We start from the raw sequence: 24,119 nt of genomic DNA, 5'->3' as shown, positions 1-24,119 counted from the left end.
GGCTTCATTTTTCTTACCTATTGTCAAGTGTTTTTTTATTAATTTTTCATATTTCCTTAAGTTGACGACATTGAGCGTCTGCCCCCTTACATACATGTAAAGGTTCAGTCTGACCTACAAAGTACTTTCCTTCTATAGATTTAGATAAAGAAACTGGAATACTAACCACTTCACGTGTTTTCATAGCCCTACTTAATAAATAATTAGTTTTATCTTCTGACATAAATATATCTCCTTAATTCTTTTTGGAAATTAAATATAGAATATAATATGATTTAAGTCGAAGATTGTTACAAAATTAGTTTGGAAAATGTAATTTGTCGAAAGTACAGTTCCATAGATAATAATAAAAACAAATCCCTATACAGTAGATTTCTTAGGTCTAAGGTATAGGGATCTTTATTTTAAAGAACTAGATCATATCACGTGAGCTTTTTTCAGTAACCTTAGCTTTAGACGGACTTAATAATGAGCCATTTTTAGTAAGAAAGATATTATTTGATATAATAACATCCATCAATGCCTTAACTTGTTCTTTAGTTAAGCCGTCTTTAACACCTTGTATAGTTAAAGTTGCCTTGCTGCCATTTGATGTCACGAAGGTTAGGGTTAAAGATCTCTCCATAACTTACACCCCCTATTCTTCATCTGGAGTTTTTTCAATGCTTATAATCTTGTTAAGCAAAAACTCTCCAGTTTCTGTTTCTAAAATCTCTGAAATTGCATCTGCCACGTTATAAATATTTTCATAGGGGGCATCTAGTCTTATACCGGAGAATGTTCTTTTCTTAAAAACTTTTTCTCCTTTTGAGTCTACGCCATTTTCAATTTCGATGGTTAAAGATAATGATTTTAAATTATCAATTATCATTTTAACGACCTCCTAATAATTATTTATAAGATTATATTATGTTTTAAGTCGAAGATTGCTACAAAATTAACTAATAAAATAGAATTTGTCGGTTTTAGGGCGGTATTAAGAGATAAAAGGAGTTTAATGAAGCTGAGAATAAAAGTGTGAAAATGTCAAAATAGCTAAGTGTCAAAATGTCAAAATGTCAAAGTGTCAAAGTGTCAAAGTGTCAAAATGTCCAAATGTAGAAATTATTTCAATATGTTCACATAGAATATAGAGAGTAAAGAAATTGGGGACTTAAGGAAGTTTTTTATGGGAAAGAATAAAAAAGAAATGGATACACAAATAGGTGTCGATAATGGTAGTGATATTTTAAGTGAGGCACATTGGCATGATACTGATGAAGTTAAGGGTGAAATTATAGATGAGTTTTACTTTGGAGAGAAACCTAAAGAAGAGTCAAAGAAAGTTGATAAAAGCAAAGAGGATGAAACACTTACAAGGGTTGATTATAATGATATAAATAGTGAAAATTTATATAAACAAGTAGATCTGAATATATTTGATATAGGAAATGAAGCAGAAGTATATAATGTGAGTAAAAATATTAAACTTAGAAAATCTACTGCTAATATGGTTAGTGATTTAAGAATGATGCATCCTAATGCTAATGTTCGAATTAGCAGAATAATAGATGATTCCATAAGACATTATTATAAATTTATAAAGGATCAAGGAGGATTTGTTGTAGAGAAGATTGAGTTGAATGCTTCTAGAAGTGCAGGTTTAGCTAAGGCGACTAGAGATATTATCTATGATGAAAATTATGTGATTCCCTTTGACGACAAGGTAAATATTAATGGAGGAATTGAAGAGCTCAGTGGAGATTTGATTAAGGAATATTTTAGAGTATCAGAAAGTGAGCTTTATTGGGAAGCTAGTAAGTTTTCATTAGAAGCTTTAGGGAAAAAGCTTAGAATAGTTGAAAATTCTAAAGCGGGATTAAAAGTTAAAAATGTAGGTTTGCTTATGTTTAGTAATTCTCCTCAAAAGTTTTTTCCTATGTGTCAGATTGAAGTAATAGATTTTACAAAGAAATCTTTTGAAGCAGATTTTACGGAGAAGATTTTTACAGGGTCAATATATACTCAGTTAATAGGTGCTTTAGTATACATTAGCAATTCAGTTATAAAAGAAAAATTTATAAAAGTTAATGATAAGTCTGAAGAGGTAAGAATATTTAGCTACCCTTATGAGGCTATTAAAGAAGCTTTGGTTAATAGCGTTTATCACAGAGATTACTTAGGAAATGATCCTATTGAGGTCAGAATATATAAAGATGAAATAGTAATAATTAATTATCCAGGTGCAGACAAGTCCATAAAGCTTGAGGATATTAATGCAGGAAGAGTTTTTGCAAGAAGATATAGAAACAGAAAAATAGGTGAGTTTTTAAAAGCTATGAAATTAGCACAAGGAAAAGCTACAGGTTTATCTAAAATTATTGATGTTATGAAAAAGAATTATTCACCAAGGCCTGTTTTTGAGATGGATGATGAGAGAAGCTACTTTTTGGTTAGGTTAGCTATAAATAGTTATTTTTAGCCTAATTATTTGGTTAGCTCCTCTGTAAATTCTTTTATATAACTTACCACTTCATCAGAATTTGACCAATGAATATAATGTTGTGAGTCTTTAAGTTTTATATGGCGGCTATCTGTTGACCAAGATGAAAGCTCTTCTTGCACTTTTGTCCACTCTTCTCCACTATCAGAGGATAATACAAGTATTGGGACATTGATAGTAGAACCATAATTAAGAACTGTTTTTGCATTTTCATTTATAGATTTTAAATTGCTTAAGTTTATTGAAGACCCTGTATATTTATAGTACATTGACTTATCAACTTCTTTTAAGTTTTCTAGAAGGTTTTTATTTCTTATATTTTCACCATACAGTGGAAGAAGTAAAGAGAAATTACCTAAAAGTCTGTTGATTCCTAAAACACGAAGAAGGGATGTTCCTCTATTAAAAGCTATAGAGGATATTTCAGAAGAGGTGCTATAAAATTCAGGGCTTCCCCCATCTAGAAACACTATTCCAGCAACTTTATCTTTATATCTTTGAGCAAAATTAATTGCTTCTAGTGATCCTAAAGAATGACATACTAATATTAGGGGGTTAGTTTCTTTGCTCAAAGAATCCACTATAGTTGATAATTCATAAGTCAAATTATCTATATCCCTACTAGCCTTTGTTTTAGAACTCCAACCATACCCAGCATGGTCAAAAGAAATTGTTTTTGAGTATTTAGCTAAAGTGTCTTGTAAATAATAAAAATCTGTATAAGCAGAAGGTGTGCCTGAGCCTGTAATGAAAACTAAAGTGCTATCACCATCACCTTTAACATAACAATGAGCATCATAATTACCAGTGTTAACATATGTTCCAGGAGCTTGATATTTATTGTTTTCATACTTTTGCATGACTCCTTGCCAAACAATACCTATAAAAAGTAGGAATATTATAATAAATCTCTTTGATTTTAGTATCTTTTTCATATATTCTCCCATAATTAGCTTTATTTTATTATTTAAATTATACCATATCATTTATAGGAGCAATAAAAATAAAAACAGCAGTATATTTAAGATATAACCGCTGTTTAGCTATAATATTATTTTTTAGCTCTAACTTCATTTTTAAATACACCTTTATGGGCACCAGAACAAAATGGAGGATTTGTTGTTAAGCCGCATCTACATAAATAACATCTTCCCTCTGGCCATACACCTTGAGGTTTTTCCATAACATTTCCTTCACCATCGAGTATTTCTACATCATCTAAATCCCCTGTAATAAGTAATGGAGCATTGTCTATAGCTTGAATTTTAATTTTACCCATATTGCTACCTTCTTTCTAAAATTTTTAATATCTTAGTGTAGTATATGTACATAACTAAGTTTTATTATAAATTTATGCTTTAAAGATAGCTTGTTAAAATAAAATTTTTTAGTAGCTTCTACTAAATATAATCTCATTGATTTAATGGCTAAATTTAGATTATAATCATCAATATATTGGGATGATTAAAAGGAGAGAGATATGAAGCTAAAAGTGTTAGTAGATAATAATACATATATTGATCAATATTATTGTGGAGAACCAGCGGTGTCATATTACATTGAAGATGAAGGTATTAGATTATTATTTGATTTAGGATATTCAGAGTTATTTATCAAAAATTCTAAGGCACTAGGTATAGATTTAAGTGATTTGGACCATATAGTAATTTCCCATGGGCATGATGATCATACTGGTGGTTTAAAACATTATTTTGAAGAAAATAATAAAGATAAAATAACTATTACAGCACATCCAGATGCTTTTAACGAAAAATCTTTAGGCAATATTAAAATCTGTTCACCTATTTTAAAGGAAGACTTAAAAGAAAAGTGTAATCTGAACTTATCAAAGGAACCAGTTAAGGTTAGTGAAAATATAACTTTCTTAGGAGAGATACCACAAATGAATTCCTTTGAATCTAGAAAATTAATTGGGAAACAGGTAGTTGATAACAAATTAATTGATGATTATGTTGTTGATGATAGTGCAATTGTTTATAAAAATAAGAAGGGAATATTTATAATTACAGGATGTTCTCATAGTGGAATATGTAATATTATTGAGTATGCCAAAAAAGTCTGTAAAGATGATAGAGTTCTAGGGGTAATAGGTGGGTTCCATCTATTCGAGGTAGATGAGCAAGTTAGAAATACAATTAATTACTTAAATGAGAATAATATTAATGAACTATATCCTTGTCACTGTACTTCTTTTGAGGTTAGAGCAGAAATGTATAAGAGTTTGCCAGTGAAGGAAGTGGGTGTGGGGTTAGAATTAATTTGGTGAGAAAAAGAAATAGATTAGAGTTACATCCTTCTATTTAAATATTTTGTTCAAAACAGTATAATATATAATTATGGATATAAAGTATATATAAATGAGAAAGGATAAGAAGATGAATAAGAAAATACTAACGATGGAGCTATTAGTGGGTATATATGGGGTATGTAGATTAGATAAAAATGAGTTGATTCCTAATTGGGCACAAAACGGAGATTTTTTTTCTATAACAAGAACAGCTGATGAGTTATCAATAGTTTGTAGTGAAGAATTCATTCCTTCTGATGTAAAGTGTGAAGGGGATTGGAGAATTCTTAAAATAAAGGGTCCGTTAGTTTTTTCTTTAGTAGGAATACTGGCATCTATCAGTACAATTTTGGCTCAAAAGGGCATAACTATATTTGCGATTTCTACTTATGATACAGATTATATCCTTGTTAAAAACAAAGATATAGATAATACTGTAGAAGCCCTTGTTAATGAAAGATATGAAGTTATTTGTTAGTTATACCATATTGAAAAGCTGGAGTGTTAAATTACTTTAGCTTTTTATTTTTTTCTTTTTTTGCAAAGTATACTTTACAAATAATGCAAAGTATACTATACTGAAATTGTAAAGCGAACTTTGCAAGGAGGAGACTAATGAAGACTAGAATTCAAGAGTTAAGAAAAAAGCATAAAATGTCGCAAGAAGAATTAGCTATGGCGGTTGGAGTTACAAGGCAGACTATTACATCATTAGAAGGTGAAAAGTATACAGCTTCTTTAATTCTAGCCTATAAAATAGCTAAAAATTTTGGGCTTACAATAGAAGAAGTATTTGATTTTTCGGAAGTGGAGGAAGTGTAAAAATGGAAAAGTTTAAAAATGTGTTGAGTAAAAGAATTGTTGTTATGAATACTTTTAATCTTTTAGCTGTTAGTTTTATAGCTCTATCAAATATTTATAGGTCTACTATTTATACAAAAAACGTTGATATAGCTGATATGATTCATGGATTTCAGGTGGGAATATTTATAGGACTAGAGTTCATGATGGTTATGTTTGTTTTTAGATATAGAAAAGCACTTAGGAGTGAAACAGAACTTAAAAAGTTATATATTGAAGAAATGGATGAGAGAAGAAAGCTTATTAAAGACAAAATAGGAGGGACAGGACTTAATATTTGTTTAGGTGGAATTGCAACGGCAACTATTATTTCTGGATTTTTTAATGAAGTAGTATTTTTATCATTAATGGGAGCATTGATCTTTATGGCATCAGTAAAGGGAATTTTAAAAGTTTATTATAGAAATAAATTTTAAGGAGGGTTTTTTATGAGAGGAATGAAGTCTAATAAATATTTACTTTTTGCTAATTTAGCAGCTTTGATATATTTTTTGGGAAGAGGGTTTATAAATATTCCTGATGTGGTTGAAGGATTTTGTGTAGGGCTTTCGATTGTTTTATATTTAGTTGGGTTTTATGCGTTAAATCATGATATTAATAAGTTTAAGGATAAGAAGAGAAACTTATTTAAAAAAATTATTAAATATTAAAAATAAAAATGTTTAAGAATGTCCGAATTTATGAACATTCTTAAACCTACATATTGGTGCAAGGAATATCGGACTCATAGTTTATATTTCCTTTAAGATTAATATGAAAGGGGAGATGGATTTGGACTGGATTGAGAGAATGAACGCTGCTTTAGAATATATAGAAACAAATATTCAAGGCGAGATTATTTATTCAGAAATTGCAAAAAGGGCCTATTGTTCTGAATATCATTTTTCTAGAATGTTTTCGGCAATTAGTGGAATAACTTTATCAGAATACATAAGGCGTAGAAGATTGACTCTTGCTGCCTTTGAAATTCAAAAAACTGATATGCGTATACTAGATATAGCTGTTAAATATGGATATGAATCTGGGGATTCATTTTCAAGAACATTTCAAAAAACTCATGGAATAAAACCTTCAGAGGCACGTAATTCAGGAGCCCAATTAAAAGCTTTTCCAAAAATCTCTTTTCAAATATCTATAAAAGGAGATAAGGAAATGGAGTATAGGATTGAGAATATTGATTTCGAGATTAGAATAGTAGGGAAGAAAGGGTTAGTAAAGACCAATAGAGCCTTTAAAACTATACCTACTCTTTGGAGCAAATCCAAAAAAGAAGGTTTCACTCAAAGATTAATTGATATGTCATGGGAGAATCCTAAATGTAAAATGGAAGGTCTACTTGGAGTTTGTGGAAAAGAAGCTGCCATTATGGATGATGAATTTGAGTATTTTATGGGAGTAAGGTATACGGAAGATAAACAAGAAGACTTGGAAGAACTTATAATTCCATCAAGCACTTGGGCAGTTTTCCCTAATATCGTGGAAGCCTGGAAGAGATTATATTCTGAATGGATTCCTACGTCAGGTTATGAACTTGGGAATCTTCCATGTATAGAATGTTATTATGGCGCTGGTCATAAACCAAGACATGAACTTTGGGTTCCTGTTGTACCTAAATAAGTACCTTCTATCACTTGACTTTTAGAGAAGTGGCGCTAGCCACTTTTTTTATCGTCAATAAGCCTATACTTACCTTTTTCCAGTCTTTCTAAAAGCTTTTTTTCAACAAGACTTTTTAATATTCTTTGTATCTGACGTGTACTAATATTAAAGGTTAACGCTATATCTCCCATGTGTTCAATTACTTTATCAGTATAATTTAGTTTAAAATATTCAAAAATACGGTCTTCTAATGAAGCACTATATTTATTATCAGTAGAAGAGTGGTTCATTTTATCAGCAAGGGACTTAATTATGAATCTTAAAAAACTATTGTCATTTTGTAAAAGATTTTTATATTTATGAAAAGAGATCCCAATGCAATATACATCACTAAGTGCTTCTACATAATTTTGTGAAATAGTGTAACCTGCAAATTCCATATCACCAAGTGCGCAGAAATCATTTTGTTTATGAATTGAGTAAATCATACCATTATCAAGTATTGAATAAATTCGTATAGAACCGCTTACTAGAAAAAGAAAATAATTCAAAGGATTTATTGAGTTAACAATAGTTTCTCCTTTTTTATATTCAAATAAGAAAAACTCTAGGTTAGGAGTATCAAATAATGACAGTATATTATATTTATTTAGGTACTCATTTAATTTTTCTTGGGATTTGATTGTTTTCATATAATACCTCCATTTTGTATATGATTATGACACGTGTCACAACTAAAAGCAATTTAAATTGATATTATATTTTTGGAGGCGGTGAAAAATATGGAAAATGAAGTATTTGAGAAATTTAGTGTTCCTAAAGCTGTACTTACACTTGCAATCCCTACGATGTTGGGACAACTATCAACTATAATATATAATGTTACAGATACATATTTTGTATCATTAACTAATGATGAGTATCAGATTGCTGCTGTTACTTTGGCATTGCCAGTATCATTGATAATTATGTCTTTAGGAGCTGTATTTGGTTATGGGGGAAGTAGCTATATATCTCGTTTGTTAGGACAAAAAGAAGATGAAAAAATAAAAAATGTATCTGCTTTTTGTGTTTATAGTGGTTTAATATTGTGTTTATTAGTATTAATTGTTGGTATTGTAGGGTTAAGGCCCATAACTTATTTGACTGGTGCAGGGGATGAAAACTTTATTCATACTTATAACTATTTAAAAATCATCATACTTGGAGCGCCATTCATATTTTACAGTAATATGCTGATTCATATAATTCGTTCTACAGGTATGGCAAAAGAAGCGTCTATGGGGCTAATAATTGGAACAGTAACTAATATTATTTTAGATTATATATTTATTGTGCCCTTAAGTATGGGGGTAGCAGGAGCAGCCCTAGCAACTATTATTGGAAACATTATGAATGTATTATACTATTTATATCTTTTTGGCAGAAAGAAATTAGTTTTATCTATTTCTCCTAAGTATTTTAAAATATCCAAGGAAATAGTGTCTAATGTAATAGGGGTTGGTATACCTGGTGCTATGGTAACTGTGCTGCTATCAATTTCAAATATTATACTTAATAATACTATCTCAACCTATGGATCAATAGTAATTGCAGCTTATGGAATTGCAAGCAAGGTGAACTCTTTTGCAGTAATGCTAACTGTTGGTTTGGCTCAGGGGGTAGCACCCTTAATTGGATACTATTATGGTGCCAAGAATTACAAGAAATTGAAGGAAACTATTAGATTTACTACAGGAGTTTCTATTACAATGGGGTTATGTTTTACTATTATATTCATATTAGCTAGAAATCCTATAGCGGCATTATTTATAAAAGATGCTGAATTTATTGGTGTCACAACTACTTTTTTATGTATCATTACATTGTCTAATCCTATACTAGGTATAAGCAATCTTGTTAATGCTATGTTCCAAGCGGTAGGAAAACCAATGCAGTCCCTGATGATTACATTATCTAGACAATTAATAGTATTTATCCCGGTTCTAATTATTACTAGTAAACTTTTTGGAGTAAATGCGGTTATTGGCTCTCAAGTCATATCTGATGTTATTGTTACTGTTATTGCACTATTGCTTTATAAAAAGTTTATTTCATCAAATTTAGTTAATGAAAATATTGTTGTAGAAGCGTAATTCTATACAAATAATTTTCTAGTATTTTCATAACATTATTATGGAGCTGGTCATAAGCCAAGACGTGAACTTTGGGTACCAGTTATAGCTAAAAAATGAGGTCATGCTTTATAAAGGCATGACCTTAAATCTTTATAGACTATTTGTTTTTAATTATGATTTTGAATTCATCTAGATTTATTTTGTATTCTGTAAGCATTTCTATAACTGTGTCTCTAAAAGAATTTTGAGGAGATTTTTTCTCAAGCGGTTGGATATTTTTTACGATTTTATTACTATTTTTATTTGATCTGTATTGCTTTGTTAGGATTGCTGCAGTTTTTACGAGTAAGTCGTCCCAGTCTTCAACTAAAACATTGTGATTGTGAAGTGTAAATCCTTTAGGATCTTTTAGTGAAAAGTCTTTATATATTTCTATTTGTTCTTCTGTAGTAGCTTGAGAGGGAGAAGTTTCTTTAGCAGTATTTACTGATTCTTCTTTAATTTCATTAGTTATGCTTGCTGCTTTAGAAACTTCAGTAGGAGCTTCTTTTCTCATGTTGCTTTCATATTCATCTTGCATCCAACTAACATAGTTGTTTATGTTTTGAACAACGTCGTAGATAGCTATTGCAGTATCTCTGTGCTCCTGGCTTGTTGTAAATTCTCTGTTCTTTTTGATTATTTCGCTTGACCTATCTTCAATGTAGTTTATAGTATCTTCTAAAATATCAGCTAAATTGTTAAGACCATTTTGAATCTCTATAGACATAGTTGGAAAATTCTCTATTAGGTATTTAACAGTATCTCCTTCAAATAAGGATAGATTCCTTCTTTGAGATAAACTTTTTTTCTGAGAAAAGCTTGGCTCAATTTCTTTAACTTCTACTTTAGGTTCTGGCATAATAGGCACCTCTTTTTCTTTAATTTCATTTCTTTTTAAAAATCCCATTAATTAATAACCTCCTGTTTTGTAAATTAAATATTTGTATACTACTTTATCAGCAGTATAAGTTTGTACATATACATGAGTACTCACAAAGTGGTCTATTTATTTCTTAAATATAAAAAACTTTAGAAGAAATCAGTTTGTCTATACTTATAATTGTATTTGTAATGCTACTGCAATACAATAGCAATATGTGAAAATTATGGAATGTTGGAGGGGCAATAATGATTAAGAAGGTATTGGCATTTTGTGTAAGGGAAAAAGAGAATAAATATGAGATTTTAGTGTTAAGCAAGATAAATGGAAAAGGAACTGAGGTTCCAGGAGGATCTGTAGAAGAGGGGGAATCTTTAGAGGAGTCTGTGAAAAGAGAATTGTTTGAAGAAACAGGAATAGATGTTATAAAAGATATACAGCATATTTTAACTATTCCATTTCATGCAAAATGGAGAGGAGAGTGGCAAGAAAGAAATATATTTAAAGTAGAGCTTAAAGATAATATAAAAAATGAGTGGATACATGAAATTTCAGATGGGGTAGAGGATAAAGGTAAAAAAGCTAAAATTTATTGGCTGGATAGTGAGTTAGCTAAAAAAGAATTGTTGTGGGGGCAAGGAGCTTTTATTGAGGAAATTTTGAAGAATTAGTAGTATTAAAAAGAAGTATCAGAATGCTGGTATTTCTTTTTTTTGGGAAATTATATAAATTTGTTGCAAATATCGAGTATCGATAATATAATAATATTATCGATACTCGATATTAAAGAGGTGATAAGAAATGGCAAGAGAACAGCTTCAGACTCTGACTGAACCAATGTATTATATATTGATGGCTTTACTTAAAGAAAGATGTGGGGTAGACATCATGGAAGCTGTATTAGAAATATCTAATGGTCGTGTAAAGGTTGGACCGGGAACTTTATATGCTCTCCTTGGAAAGTTTGAAAAGGAAAATATAATAATGGAGACAGAAGTTCAAGGTAGAAAAAGAAGTTATATAATCACAGATAAAGGCAAGGAGATACTTGTAGAAGAATATAAAAGATTAGTTACTATGGTGAATGATGGGTTATTAAATATGGAGGGAGAACTATGAGAAATAAAAAAACTGTTTTTTTTCTTTATGAACCATATGAATGTTCTGCATTAGAAGAATATTTTGAGGCTATGGCTGAATCAAGATGGTTAATCAAATCTATAAATAGACCATTTCTAAAATTTGAAAAAATAGAATCTAAGAAACTAAAATTTTCAGTTGATATATTAAATAAGATTTCAGCTTATGATCCAGAGGACAGTGAGGATGCATTAGATTACAGGGAATACTGCGAAGCTGCTGGATGGAAGTATATATGTCAAGATAAGAAAATTCAGGTATTTTATGCTGATGAATATAACAAGGCTATAGATATTCATACAGATGAGAGTGAGAAATTTAAGTCGGTGGTTAAGGCGTCAGTGGGAAATGTATTTTCATATATTACTACTGTTGCTTTATGGATTTTTCTTATTTGGATTAGTTTAAGGAGAGGTGATATAAGTTATGATATAACCTCAAATTTAATGATTGCAACTTTAGTGTCAGTATGTATCGGAATAGTAATATATGTTAGTAAAATAATGAGTTTTATTATATGGTTTTTTAAGGCAAAGAGACAATTAAAAGATAATAAATCTATGCCCTATAATAATTATAAACAAGTAAAAATAAAAAATAGTTTATCGATTTTTCATATACTGATTTGGTTCGGTTTATATTGTTTTTTATTAATTCGTGATGAAAGTAACTATGAAAAAGGGAATAGTGTATTAGTAATCTTAATGATATCAGCAGTTATAATATCTGTATTTGTAGTGAGATACATTAGAAATAAAAGATACTCTAGGGAAAAGAATATTACCTTAACTATAAGTGGAGCAGTTGTAGCAATATTTATATGGCTAATACTTGCAGGGATATCAATTTCAATAGATGCTTTAAATGAAGATAATATAAATGAAATGGCAAAGACTAGGAGTAAACTTACAATTAGTGATTTTGGATATAAGGAAAATGAGAGTGATTTTTATGGGGATTATCAGAAGAGCTTACTTGCAGAACGAGTATATTACTCAAATCGTGATGAAAACAATAGTTTAAGTTATACAGTTTTAAATAGTAAGTATCCTTGGATTGTTGAGTTACAAGAAAATAGGATAATAGAGTGGGTTAGTAGATTTGAAGAAGATTTAAAGATAACTAATACGAACCTTTCAAGTGATATTAAGGTATATTCTGATAAAGAAAATAAAGCATATATCTTTGTGACAAAAAACAAGGTAGTTGATATGTATAGAAATCTTTCTGAAACTGATGATGACGAGTTTTTAGATGTAGTATATGAGAAACTGTTAAAGGAGAAGTAGGGTATGAGAAACAAAAAGACGGTTTATTTTCTTTATGAGCCTTATGAGTGTTCAGCACTAGAAGAATATTTTGAGGCTATGGCTGAATCAGGGTGGCTAATTAAATCTATAAATAGACCATTTCTTAAATTTGAAAGAATAGAACCTAAGAAACTAAAGTTTTCAGTGGATATATTAAATAAAATATCAAAATATGATCCCGATGATAGTGATGATGCACTAGATTACAGAGAGTACTGCGAAGTTGCTGGATGGAAGTATGTATGTCAAGATAAAAAGATTCAAGTGTTTTATACTGAGGAATATAACAAGGCTATAGATATTCATACAGATGAGAGTGAGAAGTTTAAATCAGTGGTTAAAGCTTCATTAGGAAATATGTTTTTGTATTTTTTTCTTGTGTTGTCATGGGGATTTAATATTAAAATGCTAGTCTATGGAGATATAAGTCATGCAGCAACATCTAATTTTTTTATATTTTCATTGCCGCTAATATTTAGCCTTATATTAATATACTCTTCTAAGCCAATTAACTTTATTATATGGGTTTTAAAATCAAGAAAAAGATTAAGAGAGAACAAATCTATAAAATATAATGATTACAAGCAAGTAAGGTTAAAAAATATCTTGATATCTTCAATTACTATGATTCATACTGTGCTATTTGTAGTATTTATACTTAGTGATGATAATGTCACTATAGGTGGTAGCGTAGTATCTTTAATACTAATTTTTAGTGCAATTATAGGACCTATATTTATTACTAGATATATTAGAAAGAAAAGATACTCTAGACAGACTAATATTACTTTAGCTATAGGTGGGGGATTTGCATTTATATTTATATTTATGTTTATAGGCATTACTGGAGTAATATTTTCATTTGGTACTTTAGATAATTACGATAGAAATAAGGTTCCAGAGGATAAGATTGAACTTACTATTAGTGATTTTGGATATGAGGAAAATAATGATGATATGTATGTTGATTACAGTAGAAGTATGGTCGCTGAAAAATTAGTATATTTTACGTCTAGTAATGAGGAGGATGGATTAGATTATACATTGTTTAAAAGTAAGTACAGTTTTTTGATTAAGCTTCAAGAAAAGAGTTTGGTAAAGCAGATTGGTAAGATTATGGATGACCTAGAGTTGTTGGATACTAATCTTCCAAAAGATATTAATGTGTATACCTATAGAAATAAAGAGGCATATATATTTGTGTCAAAAGATAAAGTATTGCAAGTAGATGATGATTTTAAGGATATGAACAAAGATACATTTATAGATGTAGTATATGAGAAGTTATTAAGGGAGAGTTAGGGTATGAGAGATAAAAAAACAACTTTATTTATATATTCTCCTTATGAATGTTCAGCAGTAGAGGAATATCTAGAGATAATGGCGGAAAAGGGATGGATGATAGAATCACTAAGAAAGCCCTTCTTTAAGTTTAAGAGAATAGAATCTAGGAGATTAAAATTTTCAGTTGATATATTTGAAGGGATTTCTGCTATTGATCCAAGAAATAGTGAAAAAGCTTTAGATTATAGAGAATATTGCGAGGCTGCTGGTTGGGAATATGTATGTCAACAGGATAAAATTCAGGTGTTTTATACTGAGGATTATGATAAAACCATTGATATAAAGACTGATAATAATGAAAAATTTAAGACGATAGTTAAATCATCTATGGCAGGAATATCAAATACATTATTTATTGCAATTTTAGCTATTTTGAACATTTGTATACAAGCACTTTTTAATATTGATGGTATGCTCACTTCAAATATTGGCGTACTTGCAGTAATTTTGACTATTGCTTTGATTATTTATAGCTTTATAAGCTTGGCCAGTTTCTCTAAATGGGCTATAAAAACCAAAAAGGTATTAGAGGGTGGTAGATATATAGAATATAATACCTACAAGCAATTAAAAAGCAAAAATATTTTTATAAAAGCATATGCTGTTTTGATTGCTTTAGGGGTTCCGTTATTTATGATCTTTGAAAAAAACGGAGATAAAACTGTAAATATTGGGACGGCAATAGCTTTTATAGTTGTAATTATTCTTCTAAGATGGGTTAAATATATTAAGGATAATGAGAGATTTTCTAAGGGTACTAATATTGTACTTAGAATTGGAGCAGAGGCTCTTACAGTTGTTATTACTTTAGCGTTTTTTGTGGGGCTAGTGGTTTTGGTTATAAGTAGAATTGATGAGCAGAAAAATGTAACTGAAGAGTTTAATCTTAGAGTAAGTGATTTTGGATATGAAGAGCATGATGATAGATTAATATCCTACACTAATTCAAGTATAGTTGCTGAAAAATTAAATTATAACTATGGAGATTTATTAGATTATACAGTTTTTAATAGCAATTATAAACTAGCTATTAAAACACATGAAGTTTGGCTAAAGAATAGGTTAAAGGAATTTGACCTAGAGCCTATGGAGACAAAGCTACCTAAAGAGGTTAGAGTTTATGGGAATGAAGGTAGGACAAGATATATAATTACTTCAGATAATAGGGTTTTAGAATTGTACAATAGAATGAAAACAGATGATGAGGGTGCGTTTTTAGATATAGTATATGAGAAGTTATTAAAGGAGAATTAGGAATGAAGGAGATAAAGACAAGGTATTTTACTTTTGAGCCTTATGAATGTTTAGCTGTGGAAGAATATCTAGAGAGTATGGCGAAACAAGGATGGTTATTAGATACTATAAATAGACCTTTCTTTAGATTTAAAAGAATAGAGCCTCAAAACCTAAGGTTTTACGTAGATATACCTAATGTAAGGGAAGATAGACTTGGAGATTATATAGATTATTGTAGAGCAGCAGGGTGGAGATACTTAGATAAACTAGATAGCAATTTTATATTTTATACAGAAGATAATGGCAAGTCTATTGATATTCATACAGATCAGAAGGAAAAGTTTAGGGTGGTTTCTAAAATGTCCCTATCCAATATTGTTCTTAAAATAATACTAATATTGATGTGCGCTTATTGGGTTTATACGTGTTTATTTGTGATGGATGATTTTTTAGCTTCTAATTTATCGATAATAACCTTTTTAGCAATAAGCGTTGGAGGAATTAGCAGTACTATTAAAGTAATTAACTTTTTCTTATGGAGAGTAAAAGCAAAAAGAAGTTTAAGCAAAAATGAATTTATGCCATACAATAATTATAAACAGCTTAAAAGGAAAAATATATTTTCTAACCTAGGTGCTTTTGGCTTAATATTTTTTAATCTTTTAGCTGTTATTAATGAAAATATACACAATACAAAAGTCATAACTATATTTTTTATATCATTAGCAATATTTGTGGCAGTTATGGGGGTTATTATACACTTTTTTAACTCTAAAAAATATTATAAGTATTCTAATGGAATATTGACTTTAGGATATTCAGTAGCAATTATATATATTATAGGGGTAACAATTTCTTTAGGGTTATTTTCTACGGTTAAAAAATTTACTGGAGTAGATCAAGTTAAAATGAGCATTGAAGATTTTGGGTATAAACAAGAGAAAGATCCATTCAATGTGCATGATAAAAGTATAATAGCTGAAAAGCTAGATTATAGTTATTATGGGGATGAAAATAGTTTTAGTTATACATCCTTTAAAAGCAAATCTTTCGCTGTAATTAAGTTTCAAGAGGTAACACTTTTAAGAAAACTGAAAGGTTATGGAAGTGATTTAGAGTTAAAGAAAACTAAACTTCCTGAGGACATTAGAGTTTATAGCGATGATGAGAAAAAATCATATGTTGTAGTGTCAGAAGATAGAGTAATAGATACAAGAAAAGAAATGGACAACATTAGCGAAGATGAATTTTTAGAAAAGATTTATGAAAAGTTAATATTAGAATAAACATAAAAAGCTCTTGCAAATTAAAGTGAATTTGCAAGAGCTTTTAATTAATCTAGTAATCTTTATTTCCCCAAGTTTCAAAGTGGATATTGTCCTCATTAAACCTGTCAGTTGTAGCTCTATTTTCATCAGGATACCCTATAGAAATAACAGCCAAAGGAGTAATAGTTTCTGGAAGATTAAAAATTTTCTTTAAGCCTTTAACTCTACCTTCTTCTGGGTAAATTCCAAGCCAAACTCCACCAAGACCAATTTCTTCAGCTCTTAAAAGTAGGTTTTCTGTAGCAGCAGAACAATCTTGAACCCAATAGCCAGGGAACTTTTCTTTATCCTTATTACCACATACTATTATTGCAACAGAAGCTGTTTTTAAAGGCGTTGAATATTTACTAATTTTCATGATTTCTTCAAAGGTATCTTTATTTCTAACTACTATGAAATCCCAAGGTTGAGCATTACCAGCAGAAGGAGCAGCCATAGCAGCTTTTAATAAATCTTTAACTTGGTCGTCACTTACCTGTTCATTAGTATATTTTCTAATACTTTTTCTGTTATAAATTATACTCATGGATAAATCTCCTTTTTAAATAGATTATTTACTTTATGTTATCATATAGGGATATTTAGCTCAAATATGATTATTTCTATAGATACCACAGTAAATCATAATAATTGTATAGCATCCAGTTTAAAATTATTAGAAATTTTCCCATCAACTATAGTGACAATACTTCTGCACTTTTTTGCTACGTTTATGTCGTGAGTTACAACTATTATAGTTTTACCTTGTTCATTTATTTTGCATAAAAGGTTTATTATCTCTTCACCAGTTTTCTGATCAAGGTTACCAGTAGGTTCATCTGCTAGAATCAAGCTTTGTTCGCCTACTAAAGCTCTAGCGATTGCGACTCTTTGCTGCTGTCCTCCTGATAATTCACCTGGGACTTTGTTTGCGTGATCGCTAAGCCCAACTTTATGGATATACTCTTTTGCTTTAATAATTCTTTCTTTATGAGGCATTTTTCTATAAGTTAATGGAAGCAGAACATTATCAAGTACTGTATAATCCTTTAATAAGGCAAAATATTGAAATATAAAACCTATATGTTTATTCCTAAACTTATGTATGGTACTAGGTTTTATTTTTTCAAAATAATGACCTGCTAAGGAGTAATAACCGCTGGTTGGAATGTCGATTAGACCCAATATATTTAACAGAGTACTCTTACCTGAGCCAGATGGTCCCATTACTGCAACCATATCGCCTTCCTCAATACTTATATTTATTCCATCTAATGCATAAGTTTTAGTCTGCTTACTATTATATATTTTCTTTATATCTTTAATCTCAATAAATGACACTATTCCATTCCCCCTATCAAATCTTTTAACTGAAGTTTTTTTATGAATAACTGAAAGACAATAATATTTGATACCATAACTATAGAAAAAGTAATTAAAAACAGTATAAGTAAAATAGGAGGAGTTAATTTCACATCAAAAACACCTGCAATTCCACTTATATCTGCATACTTAAAAACATCTGCATATTTTATACGAAAATATGCTAAAGATAATAAAAATCCTATAGATACTGATATAAAGTTTTCAGTTATTATTTGTTTAAATAGACCTTGCATACTTTCTCCAAAAGCTAATTTTATACCAAACTCTCTTTTCCTAAGGAGAATTGAATATAATGTAGTGATGACTATCCCTAGAATAAAGAAAATTGTAATGATTATTTCCATTACTACCATAGGTTTTTCTGTTTCATTTTCTTGTGTAGAGGTATCATTTATAGATTCACCTAAATTTTTTATATATAGTTGCAAGTCTTGTCCTTTATCAGTAAGCATCTTATTTATTTTATCTGCAGTTTCCTTGTTTTTTATTTTTAACATAGTTTCTTGGACTAATTCCAGATAGTAATCTTCAGGAGTAGGATTAGTTTCAGAGGTTTTAGGAATAAACATTCTTTTATCAAATTTTGAATATATATACCCATCATTTTGAGTAGGGATAAATTTTTCTTTTTTTATAAAACCATAAACTATATATTTATCGTTTATAACATCCCCTATTTCAAAATATTTTTCAAAAAATGAACCTAATATTACTCCTCGTTTTCCAGAGACTTTCGATTTGAAATCTTCAGAAGTAAATCCCTTTCCCTTATAGATAAAGTTTTTCAACATATCATAATAACCTTTATTTATTGTTATAGTTTCAAAGGTTGGTTTATCTCTATGAATTTCTGGGCTAGTAAGAGTATCTTTTAAATCTTCAGTAATTTTTCTTGAGCTATTAAGTAGCTCTTCTTGCATAACAGAATAGGTACCGTAATTATCTATTAAGTTACTATTATTGAGTTCTTTATATACATCCTGCACTTTATTTTTAATATTTTCTTCTAATACCATAGAGCTCATTCTATTATTAGTACGAAGTATATAGGTTGTATTCATATCTAACAAGCTGTTATTATTATTTTTCAAATAATTCATTGAATAATAAACATTAACTGATAGGATAATATGAAATAAACCTAAGGCAAGCTGTAAAATTATTAAAAAAGTTAATATTTTTCTATTCCATAATTCTTTTAATGAACTTTTAAATCTTATCATTTCTCTACCCTTTTTCCTTTAATGCTTCAGCTGGCTGAAGTTTTATTATATTATTTATAGGAAATGCGCAGGTAATCAGTGATAATATTAATGAAAAAACTAACCCTATCAAAATATTTTCAGGGTCTATTTGAATATTAAAATTCTTTATATTTATATCAGCAATATTTAATATAGATTGAAATAGTAAGGTTATTAAAACAGCCGCTAAAGAGCAGACTAAAAGCTGACCCCATATATAGATAAAAATATTAAGATTACTCCCGCCAAGGGCTTTTCTTAAAGAAATATCTTTTCTTTTAGTATGAATCCATAAAAAACTTATTATTATTAAGTTAATCATTGATATCAGTAAGAGTCTTATGGGAGCACCTAAAAGTTCTTGCAAATTTCTATAGGCAAATTTATTCTTTTCAACTTTTTCTTCTATTATCTCAACATTCTGATTCAAGTTAGAAATAAAATTAGCTATTTCAGTTTTAGGATCCTTATTACTTCTTATGGAAATGCTTAAAGAAGACTGACTTTTTATATTTTGAAGAATTTCATCAGGAAGGTTATCTAATTTCATAAAGATTTTATTATTATATCCTATAGTATCCTCAAAGCCGCTTATTCCAACAATATTATAGCTCGTATCGTTAATTCTAAAAGTATCAGAACAATTAAGACTATATATATCTTTTCCCACCAGTAAAGCATCTTTTTCACTCTTATTAAAATATCTGCCTTCAATTATAGGAGGTTTCCAATTATTATCACTTAATAATACTATTAATGAAATAGGAGGGAAACCCTCTTTATTTAAATTAATATTTTCAATAATTGCACTGGATTTAACAAAATTTTTTTCTGAAATTTTTTGTAAAAAGTTTATATCTATGTTACTAGGATTATTTACTTGAAGTGTATAATAGTGCTCAAATTTTCCATTTTTATTTTCATAAGCTTTTTGAAGAAAGCTATTTCTAGTAGAAATAGCTATTGAAGCTGGAAGTATAGAAAATATAAAGCCTATAAGCAACAAAATAAATATTATCTTAGTATTTTTAATATCCTTAAATAAGGTTCGCATTTAAACCTCCTTAAAAGGCAACAACAAATTATATGAATTCATTGCTGCCCCAATATTTAATTACTAATAAATAGAAATATTTAATGTTCTATATGTCTCAGTATCTCCAGGATAACTCCACTCATGACTTGAGTAAGCACTAGAAGTCGGACTAGAACCATATACCGTACTCATACATACAGCAGTTCCACCGGGATATGATGAAAAAAATGAATTTAACTGACTACTATTCATTTGATTAAAAGAATTTTGTCCGTTACTAAAATGATTACCAGAAGCAATATATCTAATTGCAGTCTCATTTGTTTTTGTATAAGCAGTATTATTTATACGTCCTCCACCTAAACGAGTAGTATCATTATAATAATTCACGCTTGCAAAGGTTGGTATAGCTGTACAAATAAGACATGTAGCGGTAATAATAGAAGTTCCAATTAGTTTTTTTATTGATTTATTCATTTATATTCTCATCTTATTTATCTTTATATAAGATCCTATATATAAATTTTGTATACAAAATGAGTATAACTAAAAGAATAGGACAAGTATACCTAATTTACCATACATTAACTTTCAATTAACATAAAAAGTAAATTGAGTATAAAAGCAATTTGATGCAGTCACTTAAAGGGAATTTAATGATTAATATAAAACTAATGAATCTAATGCAGTCACTGCGTGACATGCTACAGCAATATGGTTAAAAGGAATTTAATGCAACCACTACGTGGTATGCTACAGCAATATGGTGCACTACTATTCGGTAGAAGCGGTTCTCAGCTTCAGTCTAATCCTTTTTTGTTTGTAAAAAACTAATGAATTTAATGAGTAATATAAAACTAATGAATCTAATGCAGTCACTGCGTGACGTGCTACAGCAATATGGTGTATAATTTAGTTAATATATACAGTTTTGGGGAGGTAAATATGATGAATGGATTTGGAATGTTTAATTTAATGTCATTTATATTTCCGTTATTCTTTTTAGTGTTTTTTGGGTTACTTATTTTTAGTGTTGTTAGAGGTGTTAAACAATGGAGTTATAATAATAAACAACCTATAATTCCAGTTCAAGCAACTATAGTTTCAAAGAGGATGTCAGTAAGTCATCATAATCATCATGATGCAAATACTAATATGAATTCAACTTCTACTTCAACTACCTATTATATTACTTTTGAGTTTTCTAATGGGGAGAGAGTAGAATTTGTAGTTTCAGGTTATGATTATGGAATGATGGTTGAGGGGGATAAAGGAACATTAACTTTTCAAGGGACTAGATTTAAAGGGTTTGTTAGGGAATTTTAGACGTAGAGGCAGAGGGGGGACTTTTATGAAACTATTAGTTTTAGGGGGAAGCGAGTTTGTAAGTGAAGCCGTATCAAAATACCTTATATCTAAGGGATATATTGTTGATATACTTACAAGAGGGATAAAAAGTTTAGGTTACGATGGTTATAATAAGCACATTAAGTGTGATAGAAAAGATTCTAACAATATGAAAATACAGCTTAATGAAGAATTATATGACTATATTTTTGATATATCAGCATATACAGAAGATGACGTGAAGGTAGCTTTAGAATCCATAAATAAAGAAAAACTTAAAAAATATATCTTTTGCTCAAGTGGAGCTGTGTATAAACCTTCTGATGAAATAATAGCTGAGGATTTTACAAAAGAAGAAAATCCGTTTTGGGGACAATATGGATTAGATAAAAAAGCTGCTGAGGATTATATAATAAATAGCGGAATAAATTATTGTATTTTAAGACCTACTTACATATATGGGGAAGGTAATAATCTATATAGGGAGTCTTATTTCTTTGATAGAATAGTAAATAAAAAAATTATACAGGTACCTTCTGGAGATGAAGTAAGAACTCAGTTTCTTCATATAGATGATTTGGTTAGAATATTTGAAAGTGCAATGTATTCTAATGAAAGTAAAGAAATCTACAATGTTACAAATGATGAGATAGTAACATGGAAAGAATACATCAATATTTGTGGAGAAGTAATAGGAGAATTACCTATCATTAAAGAGGTACATAGGTCAAAATCTATACAGGAGGTTAGAACCTATTTTCCATTTAGGAATACAACTTATACTCTAAGTATAGACAAGCTAAAAAGTAGTAGACTTCATGTACCTAAGATAGGATTAAAGGCAGGACTTGAGAAAACTTACAGAGGGTACAAAGAGAATGATATTAAATTAGAAGATAAAAAGATGGTTAATATTGATAATTTATTAGAATAAATTTTATTGAAAAAGTTCTACTTCTTTAAGAGATGGAGAGCTTTTTTATTTTAGTTAAAATACTAACTGGTATCAAAAGTAAGTCTAGGAATTAATTTTATGCACTTAAATTGAGTGCAATGTGATAATATAGATACATATGAAAAATAATTTAGAAGGTGAAAAAATGATTGATATAAATTATGAAGGATTAACAGGAAAAGTTGTAACTAATAAGAGTACTTCTTATGATGTGGATAGACAAGCTTGGAATAGGGCAATAGAAAAGCATCCACTAGTAATTATTTATTGTTACGAGAAGGAAGATGTTATAAATGCAGTAAGATGGGCTAGAGAAAAGTCCTTAGATATAAGAATAAGGTCGGGAGCACATCATTATGAAGGGTATTCAACTGGGGATGGCGTAGTAGTTATTGACGTTAGTCAAATGCAGGAGATAAATATAGATGAAGAAAATAAGCTTGTAAAAATATCTGGTGGTGTTAGAAATAGAGAGATATATGAAGCATTAGGAGAGAAAGAATATCCTTTTCCAGGGGGAGGATGTCCTACAGTTGGAGTTGCTGGTTTAGTTTTAGGTGGAGGCTGGGGATATTCTAGCAGACTTTTTGGATTAGCTTCGGATAGTTTAATTGAATTAGAAATGGTTGATTATAAGGGCGATTTAATAATTGCAAATGAATCTATAAATGAAGATTTATTTTGGGCTTGCAGAGGTGGAGGTGGAGGAAACTTTGGAATAGTTGTCAGTATGACCTTTGCACTTTCAGAAAAAAGAAAGATGACAACCCTAATAAATATAGAATATTTACATATAACAAAAGAAGAAAATATAAAGATTATTGAGGTTTTGCAAAACTCATTTAAAACTTGGGGAAGAAATATCAATATAAAAACAGCCATATATAACTCTAAAGAAAAAGGAAGAGGAGTAAAAATCACAGGTTTGATGCATGGAAGTCTAGAAGAGACAAACATAGCATTAAAGGATTTTAAAAATATTTCAGATAAAGCTATTTTTAAGTTAGAACATATGCCTTTATTAGAAGCAAATAGAGTAATACAGGATAGTCATCCTGATTTTGAAAAATACAAGTCTACAGGAAGATTTGTTTATAAAGATTATAGCAGAGAAGAGATTGAAAAAATCATAAAAACTGTTGAGAATGTAGCAGAAGGTTCAACTTATGCGGCTATTTCCTTTTATGGGTTAGGTGGAGCTGTAGAAGATAAAGATAAACAAAGCACAGCATTTTATTATAGAGATGCAAAGTTTATAATGGGAATTCAATCCGTCTGGGAAGAAGATGAGTATTCAGAGGAAAATAAGAGTTGGATCATAGATAGGTTTGAATTCATAAAAACTATAACAGAAGGTTCATATATTAACTTTCCTCTTGGAGAGCTTGAGGATTATGAAACTGAGTATTATGGAGAGAATAAGTACAAGCTTGGAGAAGTAAAAGCTAAGTATGATCCTTATAATATTTTTACTTTTAAGCAGGGAATTAAAATAGAAAAAGAACAGTTATTAAATTGTATGTAG

Annotated in this window: 29 protein-coding genes; 17 read left to right on the top strand and 12 right to left on the bottom strand. The window is 29.4% G+C overall.

Features of this window, described 5'->3' with window-relative positions:
- Nucleotides 1-46: 46 nt before the first annotated feature.
- The 3 genes from L1S49_RS18310 to L1S49_RS18300 form a co-directional block, all read right to left on the bottom strand.
- Complete coding sequence (locus L1S49_RS18310; protein ID WP_238906839.1) at nucleotides 47-223, bottom strand: DUF6143 family protein; 177 nt, start codon at nucleotides 221-223, stop codon at nucleotides 47-49.
- A 189-nt stretch (nucleotides 224-412) separates the two neighbouring features.
- Nucleotides 413-625, bottom strand: a complete 213-nt coding sequence (locus L1S49_RS18305) for a DUF2922 domain-containing protein (RefSeq protein ID WP_238906838.1) — start codon at nucleotides 623-625, stop codon at nucleotides 413-415.
- Nucleotides 626-637: 12 nt separating this feature from the next.
- A complete protein-coding gene (locus L1S49_RS18300) occupies nucleotides 638-871 on the bottom strand; it encodes a DUF1659 domain-containing protein (RefSeq protein WP_238906837.1) in 234 nt (77 codons plus the stop codon).
- 297 nt (nucleotides 872-1,168) lie between these two features.
- Between L1S49_RS18300 and L1S49_RS18295 the strand changes: the two genes are divergently transcribed.
- Complete coding sequence (locus tag L1S49_RS18295) at nucleotides 1,169-2,461, top strand: ATP-binding protein (protein WP_238906836.1); 1,293 nt, start codon at nucleotides 1,169-1,171, stop codon at nucleotides 2,459-2,461.
- Nucleotides 2,462-2,466: 5 nt separating this feature from the next.
- Here the strand turns inward: L1S49_RS18295 and L1S49_RS18290 are convergent, their stop codons facing one another.
- On the bottom strand, nucleotides 2,467-3,417 hold the full coding sequence (locus tag L1S49_RS18290) for an alpha/beta hydrolase (RefSeq protein WP_238906835.1): 951 nt from the start codon (nucleotides 3,415-3,417) through the stop codon (nucleotides 2,467-2,469).
- Nucleotides 3,418-3,533: 116 nt separating this feature from the next.
- On the bottom strand, nucleotides 3,534-3,761 hold the full coding sequence (locus L1S49_RS18285; protein WP_021803747.1) for a CDGSH iron-sulfur domain-containing protein: 228 nt from the start codon (nucleotides 3,759-3,761) through the stop codon (nucleotides 3,534-3,536).
- 201 nt (nucleotides 3,762-3,962) lie between these two features.
- Between L1S49_RS18285 and L1S49_RS18280 the strand changes: the two genes are divergently transcribed.
- From L1S49_RS18280 to L1S49_RS18255, 6 genes are all read left to right on the top strand, one after another.
- Nucleotides 3,963-4,769 (top strand): MBL fold metallo-hydrolase, encoded by an 807-nt coding sequence (locus L1S49_RS18280; RefSeq protein WP_238906834.1) that lies wholly within the window; start codon nucleotides 3,963-3,965, stop codon nucleotides 4,767-4,769.
- 109 nt (nucleotides 4,770-4,878) lie between these two features.
- Complete coding sequence (locus tag L1S49_RS18275; protein ID WP_238906833.1) at nucleotides 4,879-5,268, top strand: ACT domain-containing protein; 390 nt, start codon at nucleotides 4,879-4,881, stop codon at nucleotides 5,266-5,268.
- A gap of 137 nt (nucleotides 5,269-5,405) precedes the next feature.
- Entirely contained in the window at nucleotides 5,406-5,612 is a 207-nt protein-coding gene (locus L1S49_RS18270) for a helix-turn-helix transcriptional regulator (RefSeq protein ID WP_021803743.1), read from the top strand.
- A gap of 2 nt (nucleotides 5,613-5,614) precedes the next feature.
- Nucleotides 5,615-6,067, top strand: coding sequence for a hypothetical protein (locus L1S49_RS18265; RefSeq protein ID WP_238906832.1), 453 nt, complete (start codon nucleotides 5,615-5,617; stop codon nucleotides 6,065-6,067).
- A gap of 12 nt (nucleotides 6,068-6,079) precedes the next feature.
- On the top strand, nucleotides 6,080-6,301 hold the full coding sequence (locus L1S49_RS18260; RefSeq protein ID WP_238906831.1) for a hypothetical protein: 222 nt from the start codon (nucleotides 6,080-6,082) through the stop codon (nucleotides 6,299-6,301).
- Between the two features lie 121 nt (nucleotides 6,302-6,422).
- A complete protein-coding gene (locus L1S49_RS18255) occupies nucleotides 6,423-7,268 on the top strand; it encodes a GyrI-like domain-containing protein (RefSeq protein WP_238906830.1) in 846 nt (281 codons plus the stop codon).
- Between the two features lie 35 nt (nucleotides 7,269-7,303).
- Here the strand turns inward: L1S49_RS18255 and L1S49_RS18250 are convergent, their stop codons facing one another.
- Nucleotides 7,304-7,942 (bottom strand): cyclic nucleotide-binding domain-containing protein, encoded by a 639-nt coding sequence (locus L1S49_RS18250; protein WP_238906829.1) that lies wholly within the window; start codon nucleotides 7,940-7,942, stop codon nucleotides 7,304-7,306.
- A 90-nt stretch (nucleotides 7,943-8,032) separates the two neighbouring features.
- On the opposite strand from L1S49_RS18250, the gene L1S49_RS18245 reads away from it, so the two are divergent.
- Complete coding sequence (locus L1S49_RS18245) at nucleotides 8,033-9,385, top strand: MATE family efflux transporter (protein WP_238906828.1); 1,353 nt, start codon at nucleotides 8,033-8,035, stop codon at nucleotides 9,383-9,385.
- Nucleotides 9,386-9,524: 139 nt separating this feature from the next.
- Here L1S49_RS18245 and L1S49_RS18240 read toward each other — a convergent pair whose 3' ends face one another.
- Nucleotides 9,525-10,316 (bottom strand): hypothetical protein, encoded by a 792-nt coding sequence (locus L1S49_RS18240; RefSeq protein WP_073022205.1) that lies wholly within the window; start codon nucleotides 10,314-10,316, stop codon nucleotides 9,525-9,527.
- A gap of 221 nt (nucleotides 10,317-10,537) precedes the next feature.
- Between L1S49_RS18240 and L1S49_RS18235 the strand changes: the two genes are divergently transcribed.
- From L1S49_RS18235 to L1S49_RS18210, 6 genes are all read left to right on the top strand, one after another.
- Complete coding sequence (locus tag L1S49_RS18235; protein WP_238906827.1) at nucleotides 10,538-10,960, top strand: NUDIX domain-containing protein; 423 nt, start codon at nucleotides 10,538-10,540, stop codon at nucleotides 10,958-10,960.
- A gap of 130 nt (nucleotides 10,961-11,090) precedes the next feature.
- Complete coding sequence (locus tag L1S49_RS18230; protein ID WP_238906826.1) at nucleotides 11,091-11,408, top strand: helix-turn-helix transcriptional regulator; 318 nt, start codon at nucleotides 11,091-11,093, stop codon at nucleotides 11,406-11,408.
- Nucleotides 11,405-12,718: a DUF2812 domain-containing protein gene (locus tag L1S49_RS18225; RefSeq protein WP_238906825.1), complete on the top strand. Its 1,314-nt coding sequence runs from the start codon at nucleotides 11,405-11,407 to the stop codon at nucleotides 12,716-12,718. Before L1S49_RS18230 ends, L1S49_RS18225 begins: the two co-directional genes overlap by 4 nt.
- 3 nt (nucleotides 12,719-12,721) lie before the next feature.
- On the top strand, nucleotides 12,722-14,041 hold the full coding sequence (locus L1S49_RS18220; protein WP_238906824.1) for a DUF2812 domain-containing protein: 1,320 nt from the start codon (nucleotides 12,722-12,724) through the stop codon (nucleotides 14,039-14,041).
- Nucleotides 14,042-14,044: 3 nt separating this feature from the next.
- A complete protein-coding gene (locus tag L1S49_RS18215; protein ID WP_238906823.1) occupies nucleotides 14,045-15,337 on the top strand; it encodes a DUF2812 domain-containing protein in 1,293 nt (430 codons plus the stop codon).
- Nucleotides 15,338-15,339: 2 nt separating this feature from the next.
- Nucleotides 15,340-16,605 carry a DUF2812 domain-containing protein gene (locus L1S49_RS18210; RefSeq protein ID WP_238906822.1) on the top strand — a complete coding sequence of 422 codons (1,266 nt, stop codon included), beginning with the start codon at nucleotides 15,340-15,342 and terminating at the stop codon, nucleotides 16,603-16,605.
- A gap of 52 nt (nucleotides 16,606-16,657) precedes the next feature.
- Here L1S49_RS18210 and L1S49_RS18205 read toward each other — a convergent pair whose 3' ends face one another.
- The 5 genes from L1S49_RS18205 to L1S49_RS18185 form a co-directional block, all read right to left on the bottom strand.
- Nucleotides 16,658-17,173, bottom strand: a complete 516-nt coding sequence (locus tag L1S49_RS18205; RefSeq protein WP_238906821.1) for a nitroreductase family protein — start codon at nucleotides 17,171-17,173, stop codon at nucleotides 16,658-16,660.
- Nucleotides 17,174-17,268: 95 nt separating this feature from the next.
- A complete protein-coding gene (locus L1S49_RS18200) occupies nucleotides 17,269-17,967 on the bottom strand; it encodes an ABC transporter ATP-binding protein (protein WP_238906820.1) in 699 nt (232 codons plus the stop codon).
- Nucleotides 17,967-19,235, bottom strand: a complete 1,269-nt coding sequence (locus tag L1S49_RS18195; protein WP_238906819.1) for an ABC transporter permease — start codon at nucleotides 19,233-19,235, stop codon at nucleotides 17,967-17,969. Before L1S49_RS18195 ends, L1S49_RS18200 begins: the two co-directional genes overlap by 1 nt.
- Nucleotides 19,236-19,239: 4 nt before the next feature.
- Nucleotides 19,240-20,310: an FtsX-like permease family protein gene (locus tag L1S49_RS18190; RefSeq protein WP_238906818.1), complete on the bottom strand. Its 1,071-nt coding sequence runs from the start codon at nucleotides 20,308-20,310 to the stop codon at nucleotides 19,240-19,242.
- Between the two features lie 63 nt (nucleotides 20,311-20,373).
- Nucleotides 20,374-20,769 carry a hypothetical protein gene (locus tag L1S49_RS18185; RefSeq protein ID WP_238906817.1) on the bottom strand — a complete coding sequence of 132 codons (396 nt, stop codon included), beginning with the start codon at nucleotides 20,767-20,769 and terminating at the stop codon, nucleotides 20,374-20,376.
- Between the two features lie 471 nt (nucleotides 20,770-21,240).
- Here L1S49_RS18185 and L1S49_RS18180 point away from each other — a divergent pair, with 471 nt between their 5' ends.
- The 3 genes from L1S49_RS18180 to L1S49_RS18170 all read left to right on the top strand — a co-directional run bounded on the left by L1S49_RS18180 (nucleotide 21,241) and on the right by L1S49_RS18170 (nucleotide 24,119).
- The gene (locus L1S49_RS18180) at nucleotides 21,241-21,618 is read left to right on the top strand and encodes a DUF2500 domain-containing protein (RefSeq protein ID WP_238906816.1); all 378 of its coding nucleotides are present in this window, start codon (nucleotides 21,241-21,243) and stop codon (nucleotides 21,616-21,618) included.
- 25 nt (nucleotides 21,619-21,643) lie between these two features.
- Nucleotides 21,644-22,573, top strand: a complete 930-nt coding sequence (locus L1S49_RS18175; RefSeq protein WP_238906815.1) for an NAD-dependent epimerase/dehydratase family protein — start codon at nucleotides 21,644-21,646, stop codon at nucleotides 22,571-22,573.
- 166 nt (nucleotides 22,574-22,739) lie between these two features.
- Nucleotides 22,740-24,119, top strand: coding sequence for an FAD-binding oxidoreductase (locus L1S49_RS18170; RefSeq protein WP_238906840.1), 1,380 nt, complete (start codon nucleotides 22,740-22,742; stop codon nucleotides 24,117-24,119).

Source organism: Clostridium sp. YIM B02506, assembly GCF_022324845.1.
Lineage (GTDB): Bacteria > Bacillota > Clostridia > Clostridiales > Clostridiaceae > Clostridium_T > Clostridium_T intestinale.
This window is presented reverse-complemented; position numbering and strand designations above follow the sequence as displayed.